General features: G+C 34.4%; 13 protein-coding genes and 1 tRNA gene. 3 read left to right on the top strand and 11 right to left on the bottom strand.

Annotated features, from left to right (window positions below):
* Positions 1–359: 359 nt before the first annotated feature.
* The 11 genes from F6464_RS06230 to rseP form a co-directional block, all read right to left on the bottom strand.
* The gene (locus F6464_RS06230; RefSeq protein WP_151106935.1) at positions 360–5,306 is read right to left on the bottom strand and encodes a LamG-like jellyroll fold domain-containing protein; all 4,947 of its coding nucleotides are present in this window, start codon (positions 5,304–5,306) and stop codon (positions 360–362) included.
* Positions 5,307–5,681: 375 nt separating this feature from the next.
* Positions 5,682–5,948 carry a GIY-YIG nuclease family protein gene (locus F6464_RS06225; RefSeq protein WP_225318041.1) on the bottom strand — a complete coding sequence of 89 codons (267 nt, stop codon included), beginning with the start codon at positions 5,946–5,948 and terminating at the stop codon, positions 5,682–5,684.
* A 209-nt stretch (positions 5,949–6,157) separates the two neighbouring features.
* Positions 6,158–6,730 (bottom strand): HupE/UreJ family protein, encoded by a 573-nt coding sequence (locus F6464_RS06220; protein WP_151106934.1) that lies wholly within the window; start codon positions 6,728–6,730, stop codon positions 6,158–6,160.
* Entirely contained in the window at positions 6,731–8,317 is a 1,587-nt protein-coding gene (locus F6464_RS06215; protein WP_151106933.1) for a sulfatase-like hydrolase/transferase, read from the bottom strand.
* A gap of 2 nt (positions 8,318–8,319) precedes the next feature.
* Positions 8,320–9,528, bottom strand: coding sequence for an Lcl domain-containing protein (locus F6464_RS06210; protein ID WP_151106932.1), 1,209 nt, complete (start codon positions 9,526–9,528; stop codon positions 8,320–8,322).
* 18 nt (positions 9,529–9,546) lie between these two features.
* Positions 9,547–10,767 (bottom strand): T9SS type A sorting domain-containing protein, encoded by a 1,221-nt coding sequence (locus F6464_RS06205; protein WP_191963329.1) that lies wholly within the window; start codon positions 10,765–10,767, stop codon positions 9,547–9,549.
* Positions 10,768–10,779: 12 nt separating this feature from the next.
* Positions 10,780–12,432: a YHYH protein gene (locus F6464_RS06200; protein WP_151106931.1), complete on the bottom strand. Its 1,653-nt coding sequence runs from the start codon at positions 12,430–12,432 to the stop codon at positions 10,780–10,782.
* 27 nt (positions 12,433–12,459) lie between these two features.
* Positions 12,460–14,175: a metallophosphoesterase family protein gene (locus F6464_RS06195; protein WP_151106930.1), complete on the bottom strand. Its 1,716-nt coding sequence runs from the start codon at positions 14,173–14,175 to the stop codon at positions 12,460–12,462.
* Between the two features lie 10 nt (positions 14,176–14,185).
* Entirely contained in the window at positions 14,186–15,856 is a 1,671-nt protein-coding gene (locus F6464_RS06190; RefSeq protein WP_151106929.1) for a T9SS type A sorting domain-containing protein, read from the bottom strand.
* A gap of 275 nt (positions 15,857–16,131) precedes the next feature.
* A tRNA-Asn gene (locus tag F6464_RS06185) sits at positions 16,132–16,205 on the bottom strand.
* 84 nt (positions 16,206–16,289) lie between these two features.
* Positions 16,290–17,636, bottom strand: a complete 1,347-nt coding sequence (rseP, locus tag F6464_RS06180) for an RIP metalloprotease RseP (protein WP_151106928.1) — start codon at positions 17,634–17,636, stop codon at positions 16,290–16,292.
* A 137-nt stretch (positions 17,637–17,773) separates the two neighbouring features.
* On the opposite strand from rseP, the gene F6464_RS06175 reads away from it, so the two are divergent.
* From F6464_RS06175 to F6464_RS06165, 3 genes are all read left to right on the top strand, one after another.
* Positions 17,774–18,814: a Gfo/Idh/MocA family oxidoreductase gene (locus F6464_RS06175; protein ID WP_151106927.1), complete on the top strand. Its 1,041-nt coding sequence runs from the start codon at positions 17,774–17,776 to the stop codon at positions 18,812–18,814.
* A gap of 105 nt (positions 18,815–18,919) precedes the next feature.
* On the top strand, positions 18,920–20,101 hold the full coding sequence (locus F6464_RS06170; RefSeq protein WP_151107134.1) for an MFS transporter: 1,182 nt from the start codon (positions 18,920–18,922) through the stop codon (positions 20,099–20,101).
* A 320-nt stretch (positions 20,102–20,421) separates the two neighbouring features.
* Entirely contained in the window at positions 20,422–21,579 is a 1,158-nt protein-coding gene (locus tag F6464_RS06165) for a hypothetical protein (protein WP_151106926.1), read from the top strand.
* Positions 21,580–21,587: the final 8 nt, after the last annotated feature.

Genomic DNA, 21,587 nt, shown 5'->3' with positions numbered 1-21,587 from the left:
CAGATATATATAGCTTTTTACAATATACATATAGTAATTGTTAGAAATCAAAAAAAACTCTAAAGAAATTTTGAGTTTTTTTATTATTAGAATGTCTTATCCTTAAATAGCGATATAAAAAATCCATCGTTATGGAAAACAAAAAACCCAGTCAAATGAATGGCTTTCTGCTTTAGCTACCTATCTTGGGCTCGAACCAATCCCTATATCTATTGGGGCTTTGATTATGAGTTCAAGTGTTTTGTAATAACTTGTCTATCATTTCTGGATATACCATAAGGTTTTTATAAATTTTATTTTTCATTTTATTTCATCTGCAGGAAATAATTAATTGGTAGGAAATAGGAGCAAGGGATTTTTTAATTAATGATAATCTTTTTATTAATATGACCTTTTGATGTTTGTACTTTTATAATATATGTTCCAGAACTTATGTTATTAACTGGGATTTTAATTTTTGTTTGATCTTCATTTTTAACCTCCCAAGCACTTAAAAATTGACCAAGAATATTGAATAGAATAACTGATTTTACTTTTGTATCTATAACGTTGTTATTTACATTTATCATTTTGTCATTTTTTGTAAATGCTACCATAATGTTTTCGTTTGAGACTAAGATATTTTCCTCTATAGCAGCTGTATTTTTAAATCGTAAAGAAAAACGATTATTTACAGTTCCTACAGGAAGATAAATTTCGAAAGCTTCTTTGCGAATGTCATGATATAAATTAGTAACATTATCAAAAATATATATGTTTTGATTCGAATCAAATTCTTCAAGATTATCAAGATTAAATTTCACATTTCCTTCCACCGCGGTAACAACTCCTATAGGATACACATTTGAAGTATTAAAATAGCCATCACCTTGAATTACTAGTTTTGTATTGGTATTTAAGAAATACATATCGTTTGGCTGAACATCAATCATATTTGCATCATAGCCAGTATCAATCCCACTAGTTGCGTTTTTGTCCATGAATCCAAGAAGTAATTGCCTGTGGAGATTATTTGCAGCTATGAATCCTAATCTAATTTTAGGGAATTCAGTTTTTGACGGAATTACATCATTTTTGTTATTGAATACATTTTCAACAACAGTAGAAGCAGATTTTCTGAACAAGGGATTGGGATTTGTTTCATCATATTCTTTTATAAAAGCTCTCTGGCTGTTGTCAAAATTTATGATTCCGCCTGTACTACTTCCATATAAAATAAAACCTTGTCCTACGGGAATGTATCTTCCAGGAACTCTGTTGCTTGAACCTAAACCACTAATCCCAGCTGGAGCAACTGCAGCCGTTCCTCCAACAAGGTTTCTAGTTGCATATCCTCCTTGGTATTGAGCCAATACGTGAGAGCTATTTGTATTATAATGTTCCCAGAAATATAATGTTCCAGTTATAGAATCAATATTTGCATTGATAAAAGCATAGGAATCTAAAGCAGATGCGTATGGATTTCCGCACAAATTGATGTTGTTGGCTGCAATTGTACTAGTAATATTCCCGTTATTTGGTTTTCCTACAAAAGTATAGTTTTGAGTTTCTGTAGCCGCACCACTTCCTTTTAAGGTAAATCCTTGAGCCGGAAGTAAAGTTCCTGTTTGGGATACTCTTGTCCAATTGGCATAAATAGGAGTTAGATTTTGGAATTTATTTATCCAATATGTACTTAATGTAATTGGGTTTGTGGGACTACCGTCATATCCAGATGTCCAAACGATATCCTGAATATTTTCGGGATATGTTCCGTCTTTCATAATACCAGCAACCGTAAAGGAATTATTGTTGCTAGTAGTGTTTATTGACCCCACAGGAGATGACCAATAATTATAGTTGAATTTATTTGATTGTCCTTGTTGGTCTCTTTCAATATATCCAGCACTTGTAACTTCCAAATCACTATTTATGGTTTGAATCAATTGTGATTTTCCTTGTAAATCTATTTTACCATCTAATTTTAGGTAACTAGAAACTTCTATTTTTGAATCATTTGCTGCCGTTAATGTGTTGCTGTCTACTAATAATCCCAATACGGTTTTATTACCATTAGATGAGATATTATGTGAGGTTTGAACTATATTCCAATCAATTCTTGTTGAGGCATCAATACCAATACTATTAGGAACATCCCAAACTGGATAATTGGTCCAAGTATTGTCCGTTTCCCAATTTCCATCAGCTACTGAAGTATAAGGAATTGGTGCCGTATCTGGTTCTTGAATATAAATGCCTTTCAATTTACCATTTTTAGAGTTGCCAGATTTATCTACTAAATAGCCATTATTGATGTCGCTTGCACGATTCATTTGATAATAACCTAACAAATTAGTCCAACTTAAGTCATTTGTATTTTTGGGAATAATTACTCCTTTTACATTGCCATTCCCATCATCTGTGATTTCCTGATTCATCGTTTGACGAATTTGATCTACTGTCAAACAAGTATTCCATATGCGCAGTTCGTCTGCATAGCCGTTATAAAAATTATGAGGAATGGACTTGTTTTGACTCATTGCACCCAAAATAAAATCCACATTATTCCCTGTTGGGTTTTCGCCAGTAGCGGTATTATCTAATATTCCATCGATGTATAATTGATAGTTTGTACCGTCGAAAGTAACCGCAATATGATACCATCTATTAGTGTCAATGGCATGTGTGGCGATTAAGGAATTGTTATTCCAATTGAATGAAACAAAATTGTTAACCAATTTTAAATCATATCCATCAGTCGAAGTTGGGGTGAGATGTTTTGAGAGAATTGTTTGTGTATTTTCATTGGTAGTATTCGGTTTTATCCATGCTTCAATACTAAAATTTCCACTATTTAAATTAAAGTTATTTTTAAAGTTAACATTGTCGTCAATTCCATCAAAATTGATAACATTACAAAGCGAAAGTGTTATAAGAGCTTCGTCAGTATTGTCGCAACTTGTTGTCCATCTTAAGGTATAAATTCCAATATTTGGGCTGTAAAATTCTGAAGTTGAACTTGTGCTATCCGAAAATATTTCTCCACCACCTGACGGACCACTAATGATAGACCAAGACCCTGTTGTTCCTGATTTTGCTGCTAAGGTAACATTATCGCCACCACAAGCTGATATCTGATCTGGACCCGCCATACCTTCCAAGCATAAACTTTTATCAATGGTTACTTGAATTGCACCCTCAATAGGTAAATGGCAATCAGATGTATCATATCCTTGAAAAAAATTCTTTGTGAAAGAAATTCCTGAAATAGCACCTTGACCTGTTATGTTTCCAGCATCTAAAGAAACCAAAGGATTACAACCTGCATTTAGTATAATATCACAATCAGTTGTAACATCAAGGTCGAAGCTTACATCTGCATATATATATTCAGGATGACCAGGAGTTATGGGCAATGTACCCAATTTCCAAATGATTTTATTCAACAATGGATCGAAATATGGAGCAGTGTTGGGTGCAAAACCATGGTAGGTGTGATATACAATAGTTCCTGTATGAAAAATTGAGGTTGCCGGAATGGGAATTGAAATTATGGTATTGTTTGTAGCATCGGTACCTTCATTAGTGATGTCGAGGGAATAATTAATTGTTTGACCTGGCAATGCATTTAGTATGGGAGGGTTTGTAACATTATTAATAGAATTCACGCTTATTAGTCCCTTCGGTTCAGGCAAATATGAATCCACTGACATGGCAAATCCAAATATGGTATAGATATCAGAATTGGAGCCAAACCTAAAAGTAGTAGAAGTTTGATTGTTAGCTATGATTGAATTTCCTGCATTTGGGATTGTGAACATACTAAAATCAACTCCTGTATTGTTTACTAAATTAGGATTACTAATTCCAGCCGCAGGGAATGGGAATATTGAAGAATTAAAGAAGTTTGTTGTTGAATTGCCTGAATGACTTAATACCAAATAGTTCGCAGGATAAACCGTTGAATTGGCATTTAGTTTTTGCACAGCTAAATAATCACCAGTTAATGCAACATCTCCTTCGCTTGCCATTACCCCCAGTTTCATATTTACAGGGCCTGAACCAACTGTTGTAAATCCTGAAATAGGGATGAGGCCATATTGACCTCTGCTAGCTTGTCCATTTATATTAGCATATCCATCAAAAAGTGTAACGGCACGACTTTTCATCATAGGATTTGAATAAATTACTACCATTCCCCAACCTCCCGAATAACCAGGGGATGTGTCGATTCCTTCTTTTAAAGCTATATCGGCAACAGTGTAAGCTCCAGTTCCATGTGCTTTCACATAATCTGTTATTTCTTGGTAGCCAACAAAAATTCCACTTTGGGCAGCTCCAGGAAACCAGATATCAGAATTTCCACCATTAGGTTTTGCAGTGATTGTGATGTAAGATTCATCACCTGGTCCTTTTAGTGAAACTACTTTTTTGTCATACTTTTTAGTTAAAGTTGTATATATAGGAACAGTACCTGATACAATTACCGTTGCTGAAGAACTATTTCGAGTATTCATAGAACTTAAATTTGTTGCGGTGTCTCTGATTAGTTGATTGATGGTTAATGTTGCCGTTCCATCTGTAATAATATAGGGTGTCGTAAGAGTTGCAGTTGCTGTGGTTCCTGATACAATTATGGTTACAGGAATATTTGTAGCAGCGGCACCATTTACGGAAAGTGTTACTGTATTAGGGTCTGTATTATTGGTGTACTTAAAAACATAGCTATTACCATTTCCTGAAAAGGTATAAATAGGGCTACGATTAGTGTTACTCGGATTATTTCTAGTTATATTTAAATTATAATTTGTGTTAACTATATTTTGATTGTCAATTACGGTCAAATTATCAGTAGTTGTTTTTGTTCCATTTTGAACCTTTTTTGAAGCGGTAAAGGAATCAAGGTCATCTGATTTCCCAGTCCAATAAAGTCCTGCATAAAGAATATTTGAACAGTTTTGATTGGCTCCATTTTCTCCGGAATTAGAAAGTTCTAGAGTTGCCATTGAAGAATTAAGAGTAGCGGGATCACCATCAATATCAATGTATTCCATTGTATTTCTTTGATTGTTTGTGGTGTTGGAGTAATTTGCAAGGGATAGATTAGTATTTCCAATTAATGTAAAGTCACCTTTAATATTATATATTTTTTGAGTTGGTGAGGCCGAGGAAGTTCTTTGAGAAAAGTTAACTTGTGGTGTTACCTGTGTTTGCGCCTTAACGTGAATAGTTACGAAAAATAATAGTATTAAAAACACTAAATATATTATGTTGTTTTTAGTTGTAAAAAGACAGTTTTTTTTAGCTAGTAGGATAGTTTTTTCCATAACGTTATCATCAATAATCGTTTTTAATTAGTTTTTGGAAAAATAAATTTGGGGCACAAACTCATTTTGTTTCACTTTTAAAATTATTTAATTATTTAAAAATAAACTGATTAAACACTTAAAAAATCGATTAAAGACACATAAATTAAATTTTTGTAAGCATATATACACAAATAAAACGATTTAGTTTTAGTCAAAATAGTTTTTCGTTTTTTTCATCGGGGTAATTCACTACAGATTATAAAATTTGTATGCAACTAAAAGAAGTCTCAATATTTCTGTAATGGCTTTCTTTGCTTGAATCCTTATTACTGATAGTTATTGGCTCAAGAAATGGGCTCAATCTAACCCGATAGTGGGGCTTTGATTATGAGTTCAAGTGTTTTGTAATAACTTGTCTATCATTTCAGGATACAAGATAAGGTTTTGAATATAAATTTTGCTTTTCATTTTTTTGATATGCTTTTCAATCGCTAACGCTTGAGATTTTGATTGGCATTTGATTATTAGAAAAGTAATCCAGTCGTTTGCATTATGTGTAAATTTTCTTTTTTCGTCTGAGTTTAAATGAAAATCAAATCTTTTATCAAAATCTGAAGTAAAGCCAATATAAAACCGGCCTAGTTTAGTAGAATGAAGAATAAAGATACAAGGCCTATTTTAGAAGTTTTTCGAAAACAAAAAAGCCAATCAAATGACTGGCTTTTTAAAAGCTCCCTCTATTGAAGAAAGTTGCATTTTTGTCTCAATAATTGACTATTCAATTATATTAAAATCAAATAGATAGGATTGAATACTTAATTTAAGAAGTCCTATTTGGTGTAATTCAATTTATACTAATCAGGAAAAGTTTAATTTACAAACAATATTCTTTCAATTGTCCAATAGAGGGCAATACATCCAATAATGCTTGAAATTGGGTAAACCAACCGCTCTTTATACCAAACTTTAGTACTAAACCATTTGCTGACCAAGAAATAAGCAGCAAGAATAACTGCTATTTGCCCTAACTCGACACCCAAATTAAAAGACAACAACGAAGTGAAAAATTGATTTTTAGGCAAGCCAATTTTATTCAAGGCATTGGCAAATCCTAGACCGTGAATTAATCCAAATCCAAAAATTAAGATAATTCTCCAAGTATATAATTTGCTATGTACAATATTTTCAATTGCCGTAAATAGTATAGAAGCAGCAATTAATGGTTCAATAACAGCAGCGTCGGGTAGAATAAAACCTAAAGTTGCTATACCCAAAGATATACTATGAGCCAAAGTAAAAACAGAACATTGAATAAGCACCGTTTTTAATTGAGAGCTTAAAAAAAATAAGCTTAAAATAAATAAAATATGGTCATAACCATAAGGAATTACGTGAGTAAACCCAAGCTGGACATATAGAGTTATAGTTTCAAAATATGACATTTATTCTTTTAGAAGCTTAACTGTAGTTGTTGATTTATCGGTTATTTGCAGGAAATAAACGCCTTTTGCCAAAGCCGAGAAATCTTGTTTTTCGATCCTTGCACCATCAAAAATCAATTGTCCTGAACTTGAAAATAATTGGTACTTTTCGTTACCTGAATAGGATTTGAAATGAACCGTCGATTGAAATGGATTGGGATAAACCTGGTTTTGATTGGCCTCAAAACTTTCATTATTCAAAAATATTGGATTGCAATAATTTGAACCCCCAATCAATGTTGTCATTTGATTGCATAATGAATTATAATTGGAGGTTTGAATCGTATTTAAAGTTCCTAAAAGCAAATTGGATTTTTCAGTTGGATCCGTTATTAGATTGAAAAATTTTTCGGTACCGTTATCGAATTTTAACAATTTGTAATCACTGTTTCTTATTGTTTTTCCATCGCCTGAAATTGTCGGATCCTTAAAGACCTCTGAAAATGCAACTGATCGAATTGATGAGGCGGTGTTTTTAAGTATCGGTAATAAACTTTTACTATCTACAACCGTAGTAGGAATTTGGCTTTGCCAATTTGTGTCTCCAAATAATTCTAATATTGTAGCAAATAAATCTACAGTATTCACCAAGGCATCACTGGTTCTGTTTGGATTTACTACATCTGGACCCGAAATAATAAAAGGAATATTTACGCCTCCTTGATAGATACTTCCCTTTGATGGAGTGACCTGAGCTACTTTAGAATCATCTCCGTTATCACCCATAAAAATAATATCGGTATTATTCCATTTTCCAGAACTAATTAAATAGTCAAAAAAACGTCCTATTTCTGTATCCATTGCCTCTACCATCGCTTGAAAATATGGTACTGGATTAGCATCAACATCAGTTTGGGTTCCTAATAAAGTTGTGGCAGCAATCAAATTAGAAGGAGGTAAATGATAAGGCGTGTGGGGAGCATTAAAAGCCAAATGCAAATAAAATGGTTTTGTCGAAGGCTGACTATTTATGTATGAAATGGCATTATTTACATTTTCGGTTGTTGCATAATTTGTGCATATACTCTTAACGCCATTCGTTATTTTTGTCCAAGTGAAGAAGTCACTAATAGTTTGACCTAAACCACCTGTAAGGCTTCCTTCAAAATGATCAAATCCCATTATAGTTGGGTCATTATATGCACTTTGACCAAAACTAGTCAGATGCCATTTCCCTATCAGGGCTTTAGATATCCCATTTGGAGCATAAAGATTTAAAACTTTCGGGATAATAGTCGCGGCAAGACTTAATTTTGTATTCGTTCCGTCGACAACATCCCCTACTCCAGTTCTAAAACTATATCTACCGGTAAGTATTCCAGCGCGAGTAGGCGAACACAAAGGACTTGACCAAGCATTACTAAAAACAACACCTCTATCTTTAAGCCGTTCTATATTGGTCAATTTAACTACTTTAGGCGAATGATCGGGATACATTTCGCAATAATCTTTTCCTAAATCATCTGCAATTATTAAAACTACATTTCGTTGCGCATAATTAGCAAAAGTTGCCAATAATAACACTATGATTGCTGCTTTTTTCACCATAATTATTTAGTAATTACTATTTTAAATGAATCTCTTTTTTTTCCATTAATCACTGTTAATACATAAAATCCATTCGAAAGTTTTTCCGTATTTAATCGATATTCATTAGACGTTACTTTCATTTCTTTCCTTAAAACAATTTGACCTAAGGAATTTGAAAATTCGAATACAGGACTTTCAGGATTTTCTACAAAGGAGATTACAATATAATTTGAAGCCGGATTTGGATAGACCTTGATAGAATTATGCACCGCTTCATTTTGTACTGTCAAGGTAGGATTTCCTCTAACACAAATTACATAATTAGCATTTGTTTTTGTGTCATAGGTTGTAATTCCAAATTGTGTACTCCAATACCAAGCCTTTGTGGTTTGATTGGGGAGTGAAGTAGAAGACCAATAAAAATAAACTCCCAAATTTCCAAAGTAGGGAGAAAAAACAGACGGATTTGTTGCCAATTCATTATTTAAAGATTGTAATTCCTTGATGTTTGGCAAACGCCAATCGGTTGAATTCCCTAACGAAAGTCCTTCGGCGTATTTCAAAGCGTTTTCCCAAGTTAAAGCCGAAGTATTGGGAACTTTTTGCCAAATCAATTGGGTTAAATTATCCGTGATAGTTCCATCGCCATTATCGGTAAAATGGATGGTAAGTGTTGGTGGTGTATTTGTATTTCTTACAGCACGAGCGTGAAATTTTTTAGTTCCTCCAGCACTTATCGTTTCTGTTTTTGGATGATTTCCAATGCCGCCTCCCGCATTGGTACACCAAACTTTGGTAGTCGAATTCAATTCAAAAACGCTGGTCCACCAATATTCCGCACCGCTCGAAGGAAAATAGGTGGTGTTCATTGCAGGATTGTTATTTTGATGGTTCAGAATGCTAAATGCCTCAATAGAAACTGGCAACCTCCAATCTGAATGCCCTCCCAAAACCAAATTATCACAATAGGTTTTAGCATTTTCAATGGTCATTTCTCCTCCATCCACTTGTTGCCACATCAATCCCGAAACATTATCTGTAATTGTTCCATCGCCATTATTCGTGTAGGAAGGTGTATTAATCAAATAGTCATTGTCCTCGCCAAAGGTGGGGGTATAACTTATTGTTTGTCCTGTATCGGGCAATAATTGTATCGTTTTTGAAATGCTTTGTCCAAAAACGAAAACAACATTGAAAAGTAGTAATCCGAAAAGAAGTGTTTTTTTCATTAAAATAAGATTCTAAAATTATTCTACTATTAATTTTTTAGTAATCTGAATTTGATTGGAACATATTTTAACAAAATAAGTTCCTGAAGGAATAGGCCCAAAATTGATGGTCTCCGATATCGTTTTGGTTTCAAATACTTTTTCTCCCAAAACATTAAAAATTTGAATTTTGTTTATGCCATTAATCGATTTGTCAATTGATAAATGAAATTCAGTCTTGGCAGGATTTGGATAAATAGACACCTTATTATTAAAAATATCATTGTCCGAAACGGACAAACTTCCAACTGTTTTCCTCACAATTACTTCATTGTCCAATATTACATTTTTACTCCAAATAAATTGGGCATCATTGGCAACATCGTCAAAAATATTCGTAAAATTAGTATAAGCGGGTTTATTATCCACCCCAATTGTGGCGTTTGTATAAGTTGAAGCCGTTGGCCAAGAAGCATCATCAAAAGATGCACTAGTCCAATTCGATGGCCTCGCCCAATGCAATCCATAATAAGTAGTTCCAGCATTAGAATCTGTGGTGCTACAAGCAGAAGAAAGTCGGGCAGTTCCATTTTCAGAAGGACAAGTTAAATCTTTGATTGGTGATGTGTAAAAAGTTTGTGCTTTCCAGTCACTTCCGGTTTTAGCGATGATATTGTTGCTGGTGTCTTTGAAAACCGCCACCATTCCACCATCTCCACAATGATAGTTAAAACCACCGTTGGTTTCCCCACCAACACCTAAACGTTCTTCCCAATCTACAAGAAGCATTGCGATAGTAAAAGGACGATTAACTCTAAAACGGACAATACTGGAATTGAATGTTGTAAAAGGAACGTTGTCTTTGCCAACGGGTATTCCATTAATATACATTTCAAAATAATTGTCTGCAAAAACATAAGCTGTAATCACTTCGCCACCAGCATCAATAGTTACAATATCAGAACCATTCAAAGCCGCTATCGCTGCAACAGAATTGGCATAAGTTGCTCCATCACAATCGTTATATAAATTAGAAGCAAATGGAAATGAGGCATTAGTATAATTGACAACTGATGGAACAGTCCAAACTGAATTATCAGTGGCGGTGATGGTTCCAACGGCAGCGATTCTTCCTCCAGTACAACTGTATAGATTAGAAGTTGTTGTAGTTGCCAAACCGCGCGTAACCGAAGCTGAACCGGAATATTGTGCTATCGATACTAATGGTAAAACCAGCAAAAAGAAGAGAAGTTTTATCATAAAAATGTTCTATTAATTAACCAAAACTTTTTTAGTTATCAGATAATTTGGAAACTGAATTTTAACAAAATACACGCCTGAAGGAAGCTTTTTTATATCAATTGTTGGTTTGTAATGCACTATTTTCGATATCAATTCGCCTTTTATTCCGTAAATCGAAATGGATTGAACATCGCCTTCTGAAATACCGAAGTTCAACTTAACATTTAATATATCATCAGCTGGATTTGGATAAATGGAAATGTTTTTATCGCTAATTGTAAAATCAGATACAGTCAAATTTGGAACTGTACATTGCGAAAAGCCTTTGTAATTTGTGGTTGTTGTTCCAGTTGGCGTAACATAGTCAAATGTATAGGTGGTTCCGTTCCAGCTAAAATTAGTGGCATAACCCGGCACACCGTTTAAGCTATAAGCTAAATTATAACCATTATTGTTTGTGTTCGGCACACAAGAGGTGATTAAAGCTCCTGCCAAGGGCGTTAAATTTCCACCTCTCAATGGACTTGCTTGCGGTTGAGGTATAAGTTGTTTATTAGCATCTTCTGTAACTTCACCTACCATATTGACAATCATAAGAGGATTGCTCCCATTTGAGTTTTGAGTTCCGTGATAGTGATAAACACCATTGGTCCCGTTATGACCGTGATTAGCATCAAGGTTTGCCATTGCTGAGCCGTCGGGTTCCAAACTTCCATAAACAGCAAATCCGTCTAAACCAAAAGCAATAGGTAAGTTTGCAGTTGTTTGTCCAGATGAAATCAGATGCAAAGGAGCAGTATGATAATGATAATCATCACCTTTGCCACAATGGCCTCCAAAATTATCCAATTGTCCTGTAGCATAAGAATCTTGTCCAGATGTAGTATAAAGGTTAAAAATTGCCACTCCATTTGCAGCAATAGCAATAGCGCCAATACCAAAATGGTCTTTATTTACTGGTACAGGAGTTGCTGCTATTACGGGGTTTAGTGGAATACTCCAAGCGTTTTGATTGCCGGATTTATTGATAAAAGAACTTAGATAGCATTGCGGGATAGGCACTTGTTGTTGCCAACCACCACTTGCTATTCCTACCATCATGGTGTGATTGGGCACGCCTTTAGAATTTACATAGAAATAAGTTGCATCGTAAGATGTGCTAACGGTCGATTTGAAAGGTGCAAATGCCGAGTTTACAAAAGCGGGGTCGGTGGTTGTTGTTTTTTTTGCAAAACCGTACAAAACCATAAGGCCACCAACCGAAATTATTGGAATCAAATATTTTATTTTCTCTTTGTCGGTATGAGCGAAAACGGAAACACCAAGTAAAACTATAAAAAGGGCAATGATCCACAACTTTTTGTTCCAAGTTGATTGAATTTCTGCTTGAGATGTTGTGTTTTTTGCTACAAAATCATTATTTAAATTTTTAACCCATTGGTCTTTTTTTGTAGCGAATGTTTGGTCTTCTTTAGAAAAAGAGGAAATCGGAAAGTGAACAATTTTGTCATTAGCCTCTTCGATGTAAACATTTCCGTTTTTGAGCATATAAAAACTTCCATCCACAAACTGATGTTCTTTTACTAATGTCCAATGGCGCAACACTACTTTGTCATAATTGATCGTGTGCGAAAAGGTATAATTGCTAAAAACACAAAGTAAAATAAGCAGTAATTTTTTCATTTTGTCAAAGGTTTATGGTTATAGAAATTATCTTTTAAGAATCATTTTTCCAGATTTTAATTCTTTCGATTCTGTTTTAATTTTATAAATATAAACACCATCGGCAAGATCGTTTCCTGAGTCATCTTTTCCGTCCCAAATAATTTGTTGTTTGCCTTCATTGACAACATTTCCATTAATGAGCTGCCTTACATTTTGCCCCAGCTGATTGTATATTGATAGATTCAATTTTTCAGGTTTTTCCATTAAAAATTCAATTGTAGTTTCTTTTGAAAAAGGATTTGGATACACAATTTCATCAGCATAATTACTATTCCAAATTACAGGAAAATTGGTGCCTAAATTATAACAATTGTTAGTTCCAATAAAATAACTGGAGGAAACATCTTTATTATGTCGTGTCGCAGTTTCGGTTGCGGGCAGATACGTTCGAACATAGTCTGTTTGAACTCCAGAAGGCCCAACTGTTACCCGAATATGTCCAGAATTGGGTAATATTGTTCCTTCCAAATACCCATAAGTTGCTGCATAATTTGCGCTTGTAAAGTTGGGATGACTTGGCTGAGGTGTTTCTTGGTAAATCAAACAGTCTTTTTCCTGTTTTCCAAAAAAATGATCGTGACCGTGGAAGAAGATTGTCACTTTATTTTCTGTCAAAAGGTCATTGATGGGAGTGTACCATCCGGGTCTATTGGCTGAAAAACCATCTGTTCCGTCTAGGTTTTTACCGCCCCATTCGTATAAATCGGCAAATTCTACGCCACCGCGACCGTCAGGATCACCTCCAATTATTTGATGGGAAAAAACAAATTTAAATTTGGCTGTGCTGTTTTCCAATGTTGTTTTAAGCCAATTGTACTGGGTTAAACCCAAAGTCCATCGCCATCCTGTGGTAGCGTTAGGTTTGAGAGAAGTGTACCAATAAGGGTCAATGACAATAAATAAGGCATCACCCCATTGCCAAGCATAGTAATTTTCGCGTTGACCGATAAAATTATGGTTAGTCAAATCACCGGTATAAAAACTATCTGGAGCTGGATTCATAAAATATTTTTTTCGTTCATTTGAATCCCAAACGGCAATGTTTTCGGCAGTTCCATTCAAATTCCAACCGGATTCTCCTTCGTGATTTCCTAAGGCAATAAACAACGGAACGGAATGAGAGGAAATCTCATATTTAGACCGCAACAATTTGCAACGATATGGAATAGTATCTTTTGGAATTTTATTGGTTGTTAGGTTTTTTAATTTATCCGTCATTAAAAAATCGCCCAAATCAATCATAAAATCAGGATTGTCTTCTAGCTGATTTTGTAAACATCGTTCATAAACCGCTATTGAACTCTGTTCGTCCATATGCGGATCAGCTTGCACCACAAATGAAAAACTGCTTCCTACAGCTCGTTGCGTATGAAAAGTATGCTCTGCTCTTGTTATAAAACTTGCGGCGCTAGGCTGGCGGTAACACATTCTATAATAATATTTGGTATCTGCTTGCAGATTTGTAACGATGACTTCTGCAGGTTCATTGGCTGCAAAGACTTGCCAAGCGGTTTGGTTTGGATAATTTCCAGAAATTACGCCATATTGTATGCAAACTTCTACCGGAGCATCAAAAAATGCTTGAACGGTGATGCTATTATTGGTTGGACGACCTAAAATTTCTGCTTGTGTACAATTTTGTGCATTAATTTCAAATAAACCTGAAATCAATATAAAAATTAAGAATAGATTTTTTTTCATCTTACTGGAATTAGTGCTTAATAATGATTTTTTGAGTAGCGTTTTTAATAGAATCTAATTTCAAAAAGTAAATCCCATCAGGTATATTAACAGTGTTGATGTTATTTGAGTCAAATTCTAAAACAGTTTTGCCTAGAGTATTAATCAAAACACCTCTTCTATTTGTTGTGGTATCCGCAAATTCAATATGTAAATTTTCATTTGCTGGGTTTGGATATGTTTTAATGATTTCATCTTGCTTTGAACTATTAACTCCTAAATTACAAGTTCCAATAGTATAACTAAAAGCTACTTCACCATTTGGATGCGCAATAGTGGCATCTGCAGGCATATAAGCTTTTACATAATCTACTTTTACACAACTTGGAGTTACATTGACTCTAATATGACCCGTTCCATTCATTGCATTTCCGTTTGGATAAGCTCCTGCATTTGCAGTATAACCAATATTGTAACTTATATCGCTTGGCATGGGTACTTCTTGATAAACGACGCCATTAAGTTCTTCTTTAGCAAACAAATGATCGTGTCCTTGAAAGAAAACATCTACACCAGTATCTACAAAAACCTGATGAATTGGTTTTCCCCAACCTGGTCGGTATTGATCAAATTTGTATTGATTTCCGTCTATTCCTCCCCATTCAAATTGAGTAGCAGTAGCAATTCCTCCTCTACCTTGACCCCGAGTATGGTGTGCAAAGACAAATTTATGTTTGGCACTACTGTTTTCTAATACGTTACGCATCCAATTGTATTGTGTTTGTCCCAATGTCCAATCCCAGTTTGTTGGTTTTGCGGGATCTGCTGGTGTTGCTCCCGGAGCAATTTCGGTTCTATAAACATCTAAAACCACAAAAAGAGCATCGCCCCAAGTCCAAGAAAAATAATTTTCAGGAGTATTAATTCCGTAAGATTCTACCGTTGTATTTCCGGTATAAAAGGCATTTGGGAACGGATTTGGATAATAAAATTTTCGCCATTGCGTTCCCCAAACCCCTATGTTAAATGGAGGATTTTGATTAAGATAATAATCGTTTTCTCCTTCGTGATTACCAAGGCAAACATAAAACGGAATGGAATGACAAATTTGACCTAAATATTGCCTGTAATCTTTGTGTAATGCATCCATATCGGCACTTGTGGTGGTGGTTGGAGTGTGGTCATCTCCAAAAATATCCCCTAAAGACAACATAAAATCAGGTTTGTCTGCTTCTTGATTGGCCAAAGTAACTTGGTACATCGATACAATTCCTTTCTTATCATAAAGATGTTCGTCTGATTCAATGGTAAATGTAAAAGAACTTCCAGGAGCACGCTGAGTTTGAAAATTATATTCTGGAGTCGTATTATAATTTGCAGAACCACCGTTTTTATAAACTAATCTGTAAAAATATTTTGTGTTTGGTGCTAAATTGATAAGGTCAATTTCGTCGGGAGTTTTTGGGGTATTTGTAAAGCTGTTTGTAACCAATGAATAAACCCCAGAAACAGTTCCATACTCGATATAATATTCCGTTGCAACTTCAAATAATATACTTGCTGTTATAGAAGTATCGGTAGGTCTTCCTAAAATAATGAACTTTTCTTGAGCGGTTATGCTTATACAATTAGTAATAAAAAATAGTATAAGTCCTGATTTGTAAAAGGATGTAATTGAACCTTTAAAAAACAAATTGTGCATAGAAATTATTTTTAAAATATCTCCTTATGACTTTTATCTTTTAAAAAGGTTTAATCAAGCGTTAAATTTTTTCGAAATTATTTTTGTTAGTATTAAAAAATCGAATAAAAACAGGTGTTGATTGTGGTTTTGATTAATATATGCAGTCAATAATAATGCTAAATTCTACATTCTAGATGGAGTATTACTTCCATTCTACTAAAATAAGAAAAATAATTATTCGACCAAAAAAACAAAAAAGCCCTTACATTTCTGTAAAGGCTTTTCTTTAGTAGCTCCCTCTCTTGGGCTCGAACCAAGGACCCTCTGATTAACAGTCAGATGCTCTAACCAACTGAGCTAAGAAGGAAAGTGTATTTCACTTTTAAAGCGGTGCAAATATAATGAGATTTTTATTTTTAGCAAACAAAAATCAATTAAAATTTAAAAAAAATTATTTACCTACGATTGCTTTATAAATATCATTTCCGTTTGCAAACAGAAGAAGGCTTATAAGCAATACAAAACCAACCATCTGCGCATTTTCCATAAACTTATCGCTTGGCTTTTTGCCAGTAATCATTTCGTATAATAAAAACATAACATGACCACCATCTAGAGCTGGAATAGGCAATAAATTCATTACACCAAGCATAATTGATAGCAAAGCCGTGATGCTCCAAAAAACTTCCCAACTCCAAGTATTTGGAAAAATATTAAAAATAGCAGCAAATCCACCAACACCTTTATAGGCTCCTGTACTTGGATTAAAAATCATTTTCAATTGTTTTCCATATCCTATAAGTTGATTTTTTCCTTTTTCTAAACCAATTGGAAAAGATTCGAAGAAACCATATTCTTGCTTGCTAACATGATATAAACCTAATTTTTCTAAATTATCATAAGGCAATCTACCGGCATATCCTATTCCCATTTTGCTGCTATCACTAACAATTAAGGAAACCGCAATTTCTTTGTCATCTCTTTTGATTAAAGCTGGAACCGTTTTGCCTTTTACATTTTTTATCAATGCAAATAATTCATCCGCATATTTTACAGGGGTTCCGTTAAAACTGGTAACGATGTCTTTTGGCTGTACCGTTTTTTTATTTGGAGAATTATCTTCAGCACCCGTAATTACAAATGGAACTCTTAAATCAACAATTGATATTTTTCCGCCTTGCATCAATTTATCTATAAAATCAATAGGTAATGCAATTTTTTGAATAGCCCCATTTCGTTCAACTGTTACTTCTTTTCCTAAAAGTATTTTTTCATTAATTTGATCAAATTTATCAATTTTAACTCCATCAACAGCAATAATTTTGTCGCCTGTTTTTATACCAATTTGTTCCACAACTGGATTAGAAACCCAAACACCGTCTTTAACCTCTGAATTATTAATGTAAAAATCGCCGTAAGTAAAGGTCATTCCTATATAAATAATGAAAGCTAAAATAAAATTTACCGTAACCCCTCCTAACATTATAATTAATCGCTGCCAAGCTGGTTTAGAACGAAATTCCCACGGTTGAGGCGGTAATGCCATTTGCTCTTTGTCCATACTTTCGTCTATCATTCCAGATATTTTTACATATCCACCTAGGGGTAGCCAACCAATTCCGTATTCCGTTTCTCCGATTTTCTTTTTTAGTAAAGAAAATTTAATATCAAAGAACAAGTAAAATTTTTCAACTCTAGTTTTAAATAGTTTAGCAGGAATAAAATGACCTAATTCATGCAATATAATAAGTAATGATAAACTCAATAAAAATTGAGATAACTTGATAACTATTTCCATTTTTTAATTTTCAGATTTTAAATAACGCACAAAAGTAAGGTTTTCTATTTATTTATTGCAGTATAATATTTCGGTATGGTTTTAAATGTTTGTTAAATATGTAAATTTGACTTTTATTTAAAAAATATTCTAATAAAATGCAGCAAATAAAAACGGCATTGCTTTCTTACGGAATGTCTGGAAAAGTTTTTCATTCACCTTTTTTGAACCTTCATTCTGGATTTGAATTGATTGGAGCTTGGGAAAGGAATCGACTAAAAATACAACAGGATTATCCTTATGCCAAAAGTTATTCTTCTCTAGATAGGTTATTAGAAGATGATATTGATTTGATAATTGTTAACACGCCAGTCAATACTCATTTTGAATATACTAAGAAAGCATTGCTAGCAGGCAAACATGTTTTGGTTGAAAAAGCATTTACAACCAATGCTGTAGAAGCGCAGGAATTGAATGTTTTAGCAAAAGCAAGAGGATTAAAATTAGCTGTTTTTCAGAACAGGAGGTGGGACAGCGATTTTAAAACGGTAAAAGCCGTTTACAATCAAGGAATTTTAGGTGATATTGTAGAAGCTGAGTTTCATTTTGACCGATACAATCCGATTTTAAGTCCAAAAACGCATAAAGAAACCCCCAATGCTGGAGCAGGTGTTTTAAAAGATTTAGGCCCACATATTATAGACCAAGCATTGCATTTGTTTGGATTTCCCCAAGCGGTTTTTGCTGATATTAGGATAACACGCGAGCATTCTGTGGTCGATGATTGGATAGATATTACATTGTATTATTCTAATTTCAGTGCTCGATTAAAAGCGGGATTCTTTGTTCGAGAAGCTATTCCGTCCTATGTGCTTCATGGCAAAAAAGGTTCGTTTTTAAAACCAAGAGGCGATGTTCAAGAAGACCATCTAAAAGCCGGATTAAAGCCTAACACGAGCCATTGGGGAAATGAAGCCAAGGAAAATGAAGGCATTTTGCATACCGAAAAAGAGGGAGTAGTTATTCGGGAAAAAGTACCAACACAATCAGGAAATTATTATGATTTTTTTGATGCAATGTATCATTCAATAGTTTACAATAAACCAGAACCGGTAACCGCTGAAGAAGGAATAAAAGTAATGCGTATTATTGATGCGGCTATCCTAAGTAATGCAGAAAAAAAAGTTGTTTCTTTGTAAGATAAAACACTTGAAAAAGAGAGATGATTTACTTTATGTGTTTTTTGAACAACCAAAATTTTAAACTAATCTGATTTGATAGAATTAAATAGTAGTACTCGTTTCATGACCAAAACCAGATACGAGAAGAGCTTTAAAAACGCAAAGGCTTCTTATTTGAATCGGATTCGATGGGCGGTATCTCTATTTTATTGCGCAATGGGCTTGACTTTTGCTTCATGGGCCAGTAGAATTCCAGATTTAAAAACGGCACTTCATTTAACAGACGGTGATTTAGGAACCATTCTCTTTGCTTTGCCATTGGGACAGTTAATTGTGATGCCTTTTTCAGGTAAATTAGTCACTCGATTTAGTAGCTATAAGGTTTTAATTTTTTCACTATTGCTATATGTTTTTAGTCTAACAAATATTGGTTTAGCAACCCAGCCTTGGCATCTCGCTTTAGGGTTATTCTTGTTTGGAATGTTTGCTAATCTTTCTAACATAGCAGTAAATACGCAGGGAGTATATACTGAATTGCTTTTTAAAAGAACTATTATGGGTTCTTTTCACGGAGCATGGAGTATTTCAGGGTTTTCAGGAGCAATTCTTGGATTAGGAATGATAGCATTAGGTTTATCGCCTTATATCCATTTTTTAATAGTTGCGGCAATTGCCTTACTTTTAATTGCTTTTAACTATCGTTTTCTGATTCGTACTAAAGATAAAATCAAGCCTGAAAGTAAAAAGTTTTTCTCAAAACCAGATAAAAATCTTATTTGGCTGGGTGTAATAGGATTTTGTTGCATGGCCAGCGAAGGAGTAATGTTTGATTGGAGTGGTATATATTTTAAAGATGTAGTTAAAGTTCAAGGATCATTGGTGGTTTTAGGGTATGCTTCCTATATGATTATGATGGCTAGCGGACGATTTTTAGGAGATGTATTCATTCATAAATTTGGAAGAAAATTAGTGATTCAAATCAGTGGTGTAATGATTTCAACAGGTTTATTTATTGCTGTGATTTTTCCATATATTGTTCCATGTACATTGTCCTTTATGGTTGTTGGACTAGGCGTTTCAGCTATTGTGCCTACTGTTTATAGCCTAGCGGGTAAAAATCCTTCGGTACCTCCAGGCGAAGCACTTACTATAGTATCAAGCGTGAGTTTTTTAGGTTTTTTAATGGGGCCACCCGTTATTGGCTATATAGCCGAATGGTTTGGTTTGCGATATTCATTTGCCTTTATAGGCATTTTTGGAATTCTAATTGCTTTTATGGTTTCAAGAATTAAAGCAATTGCGTGATTTTTTTCGAAAATTTTCGCCAACGGTTATCTACACACTTCATCTTTTACTACTGATTCACAGCTATTTTAAAACTTTCCTAAAAATTACAATTTGTTAATAAAAAAAATAATTTTAACACGATTTTTTTTATAACTTTGATTTCAAATGTTTATAACATGCTCAAATACAAATTGCTATATGAGATTTACCCCCCCCCCTTTTTTTTTAGAAGGTTAAAGAAACTCACAGTGGGAAACGAAGCAACAAACTCCCGTAAATCTAAATAGCTCTTCTTAAACGCTTATTTTAGTTTCTTTAACAATTTATAAAAAACAAACATGATAAACATAAAACAATTTTTCAAGAACACACAACTCGCCTTGGCAGTTTTAGTATTAGTCATGACCGCCAGTCATGCTCAAACCGTATCCGTACCTGAGGGATGTACCGTTGTAGTAGCAGGAATAGGCGGTGTACTCGGTACAGGCCCAACTGGTAAAGTAGGTGATGGCGGTATGGTGGCCATGCCAGACCCTGGTGGTGGCGGTACGTTTACTTTTAATCCGCCAGCGGGGGCTACTACTCCTAGTTGGACTCTGAAAGGTGATCTTTCTAACAGTACAACAACTCCTGACAATTATAACAGCCCTACACAGCCTGCTGATGGCTTAACAGCAAACATTATTACCTATAATAAAAAATACCGACCAACCTCTACTGAACAAACCAACTCTAGTTATGCTCGTAGCAAAGGCCAGGTTGAAATAATTTATAACCAAAGCGGTTCTGGCAGCTCTATAACTTTTGATGTTTTTAAAACCTTCACTACAGCATTACCTATAATTGTAGGCCCTACCTGCTTAAAACCAAACACGCAATACACTTACTCTGTAGATCAAATTGTGAGTGACAATGCTAATGATGCCATAGGGTTTGACAGCTATTATTGGAGTGGTATACCTAATAGTATTATTTCATCATCAAGCTTCTACGTTTCAGCAGACACTAGCTCGATTACTTTTACAACAGGAGATTTAGTTACTCCTATTACCCTACAATGTTGCTATGGCAGGTTAAATCCTAATACCGCAGATGGAGGGGTATCTACGGTCGCTTTTCCTCCGGGCTCTCACTCTACCTGTGTTACAAAAAGTCTTGTAGGAGCTCCTTTAGCACCAGAATTTATATCAACTACGCTAACAACACTTGCTACTTTAAATGCTCCTTTAGCACCGGCAGCATGCTTGCCTACAGGGCAAAATACCTTTACAATAACGTATCCTAATCCTCCTTCAGGATTTACCTATACTTGGACAGCACCCAACACCGGTTGGACTTTTAGCACCAGTTCGGCTTCAGAGAGTACTAAGTTAACGGTTACCACAACGAAAGTGGCAAATGGTAACAATAACCTTGGATTATTAACCTTAACCATTAGTGGCAGTTGTGAGGATACTCTTTTTAATTATCAAATTAACCGAAATTTAGTAAAGTAACGAGAATA

Source organism: Flavobacterium luteum (assembly GCF_008806775.1).
GTDB lineage: Bacteria > Bacteroidota > Bacteroidia > Flavobacteriales > Flavobacteriaceae > Flavobacterium > Flavobacterium luteum.
This window is presented reverse-complemented; position numbering and strand designations above follow the sequence as displayed.

Bases quoted from the DNA above. Each gene is read 5' to 3' on its own strand.
- F6464_RS06230 (WP_151106935.1), bottom strand. From the start codon at position 5,306: ATGGAAAAAACTATCCTACTAGCTAAAAAAAACTGTCTTTTTACAACT.
- F6464_RS06220 (WP_151106934.1), bottom strand. From the start codon at position 6,730: ATGTCATATTTTGAAACTATAACTCTATATGTCCAGCTTGGGTTTACT.
- F6464_RS06215 (WP_151106933.1), bottom strand. From the start codon at position 8,317: ATGGTGAAAAAAGCAGCAATCATAGTGTTATTATTGGCAACTTTTGCT.
- F6464_RS06210 (WP_151106932.1), bottom strand. From the start codon at position 9,528: ATGAAAAAAACACTTCTTTTCGGATTACTACTTTTCAATGTTGTTTTC.
- F6464_RS06205 (WP_191963329.1), bottom strand. From the start codon at position 10,767: ATGATAAAACTTCTCTTCTTTTTGCTGGTTTTACCATTAGTATCGATA.
- F6464_RS06200 (WP_151106931.1), bottom strand. From the start codon at position 12,432: ATGAAAAAATTACTGCTTATTTTACTTTGTGTTTTTAGCAATTATACC.
- F6464_RS06195 (WP_151106930.1), bottom strand. From the start codon at position 14,175: ATGAAAAAAAATCTATTCTTAATTTTTATATTGATTTCAGGTTTATTT.
- F6464_RS06190 (WP_151106929.1), bottom strand. From the start codon at position 15,856: ATGCACAATTTGTTTTTTAAAGGTTCAATTACATCCTTTTACAAATCA.
- rseP (WP_151106928.1), bottom strand. From the start codon at position 17,636: ATGGAAATAGTTATCAAGTTATCTCAATTTTTATTGAGTTTATCATTA.
- F6464_RS06175 (WP_151106927.1), top strand. From the start codon at position 17,774: ATGCAGCAAATAAAAACGGCATTGCTTTCTTACGGAATGTCTGGAAAA.
- F6464_RS06170 (WP_151107134.1), top strand. From the start codon at position 18,920: ATGACCAAAACCAGATACGAGAAGAGCTTTAAAAACGCAAAGGCTTCT.
- F6464_RS06165 (WP_151106926.1), top strand. From the start codon at position 20,422: ATGATAAACATAAAACAATTTTTCAAGAACACACAACTCGCCTTGGCA.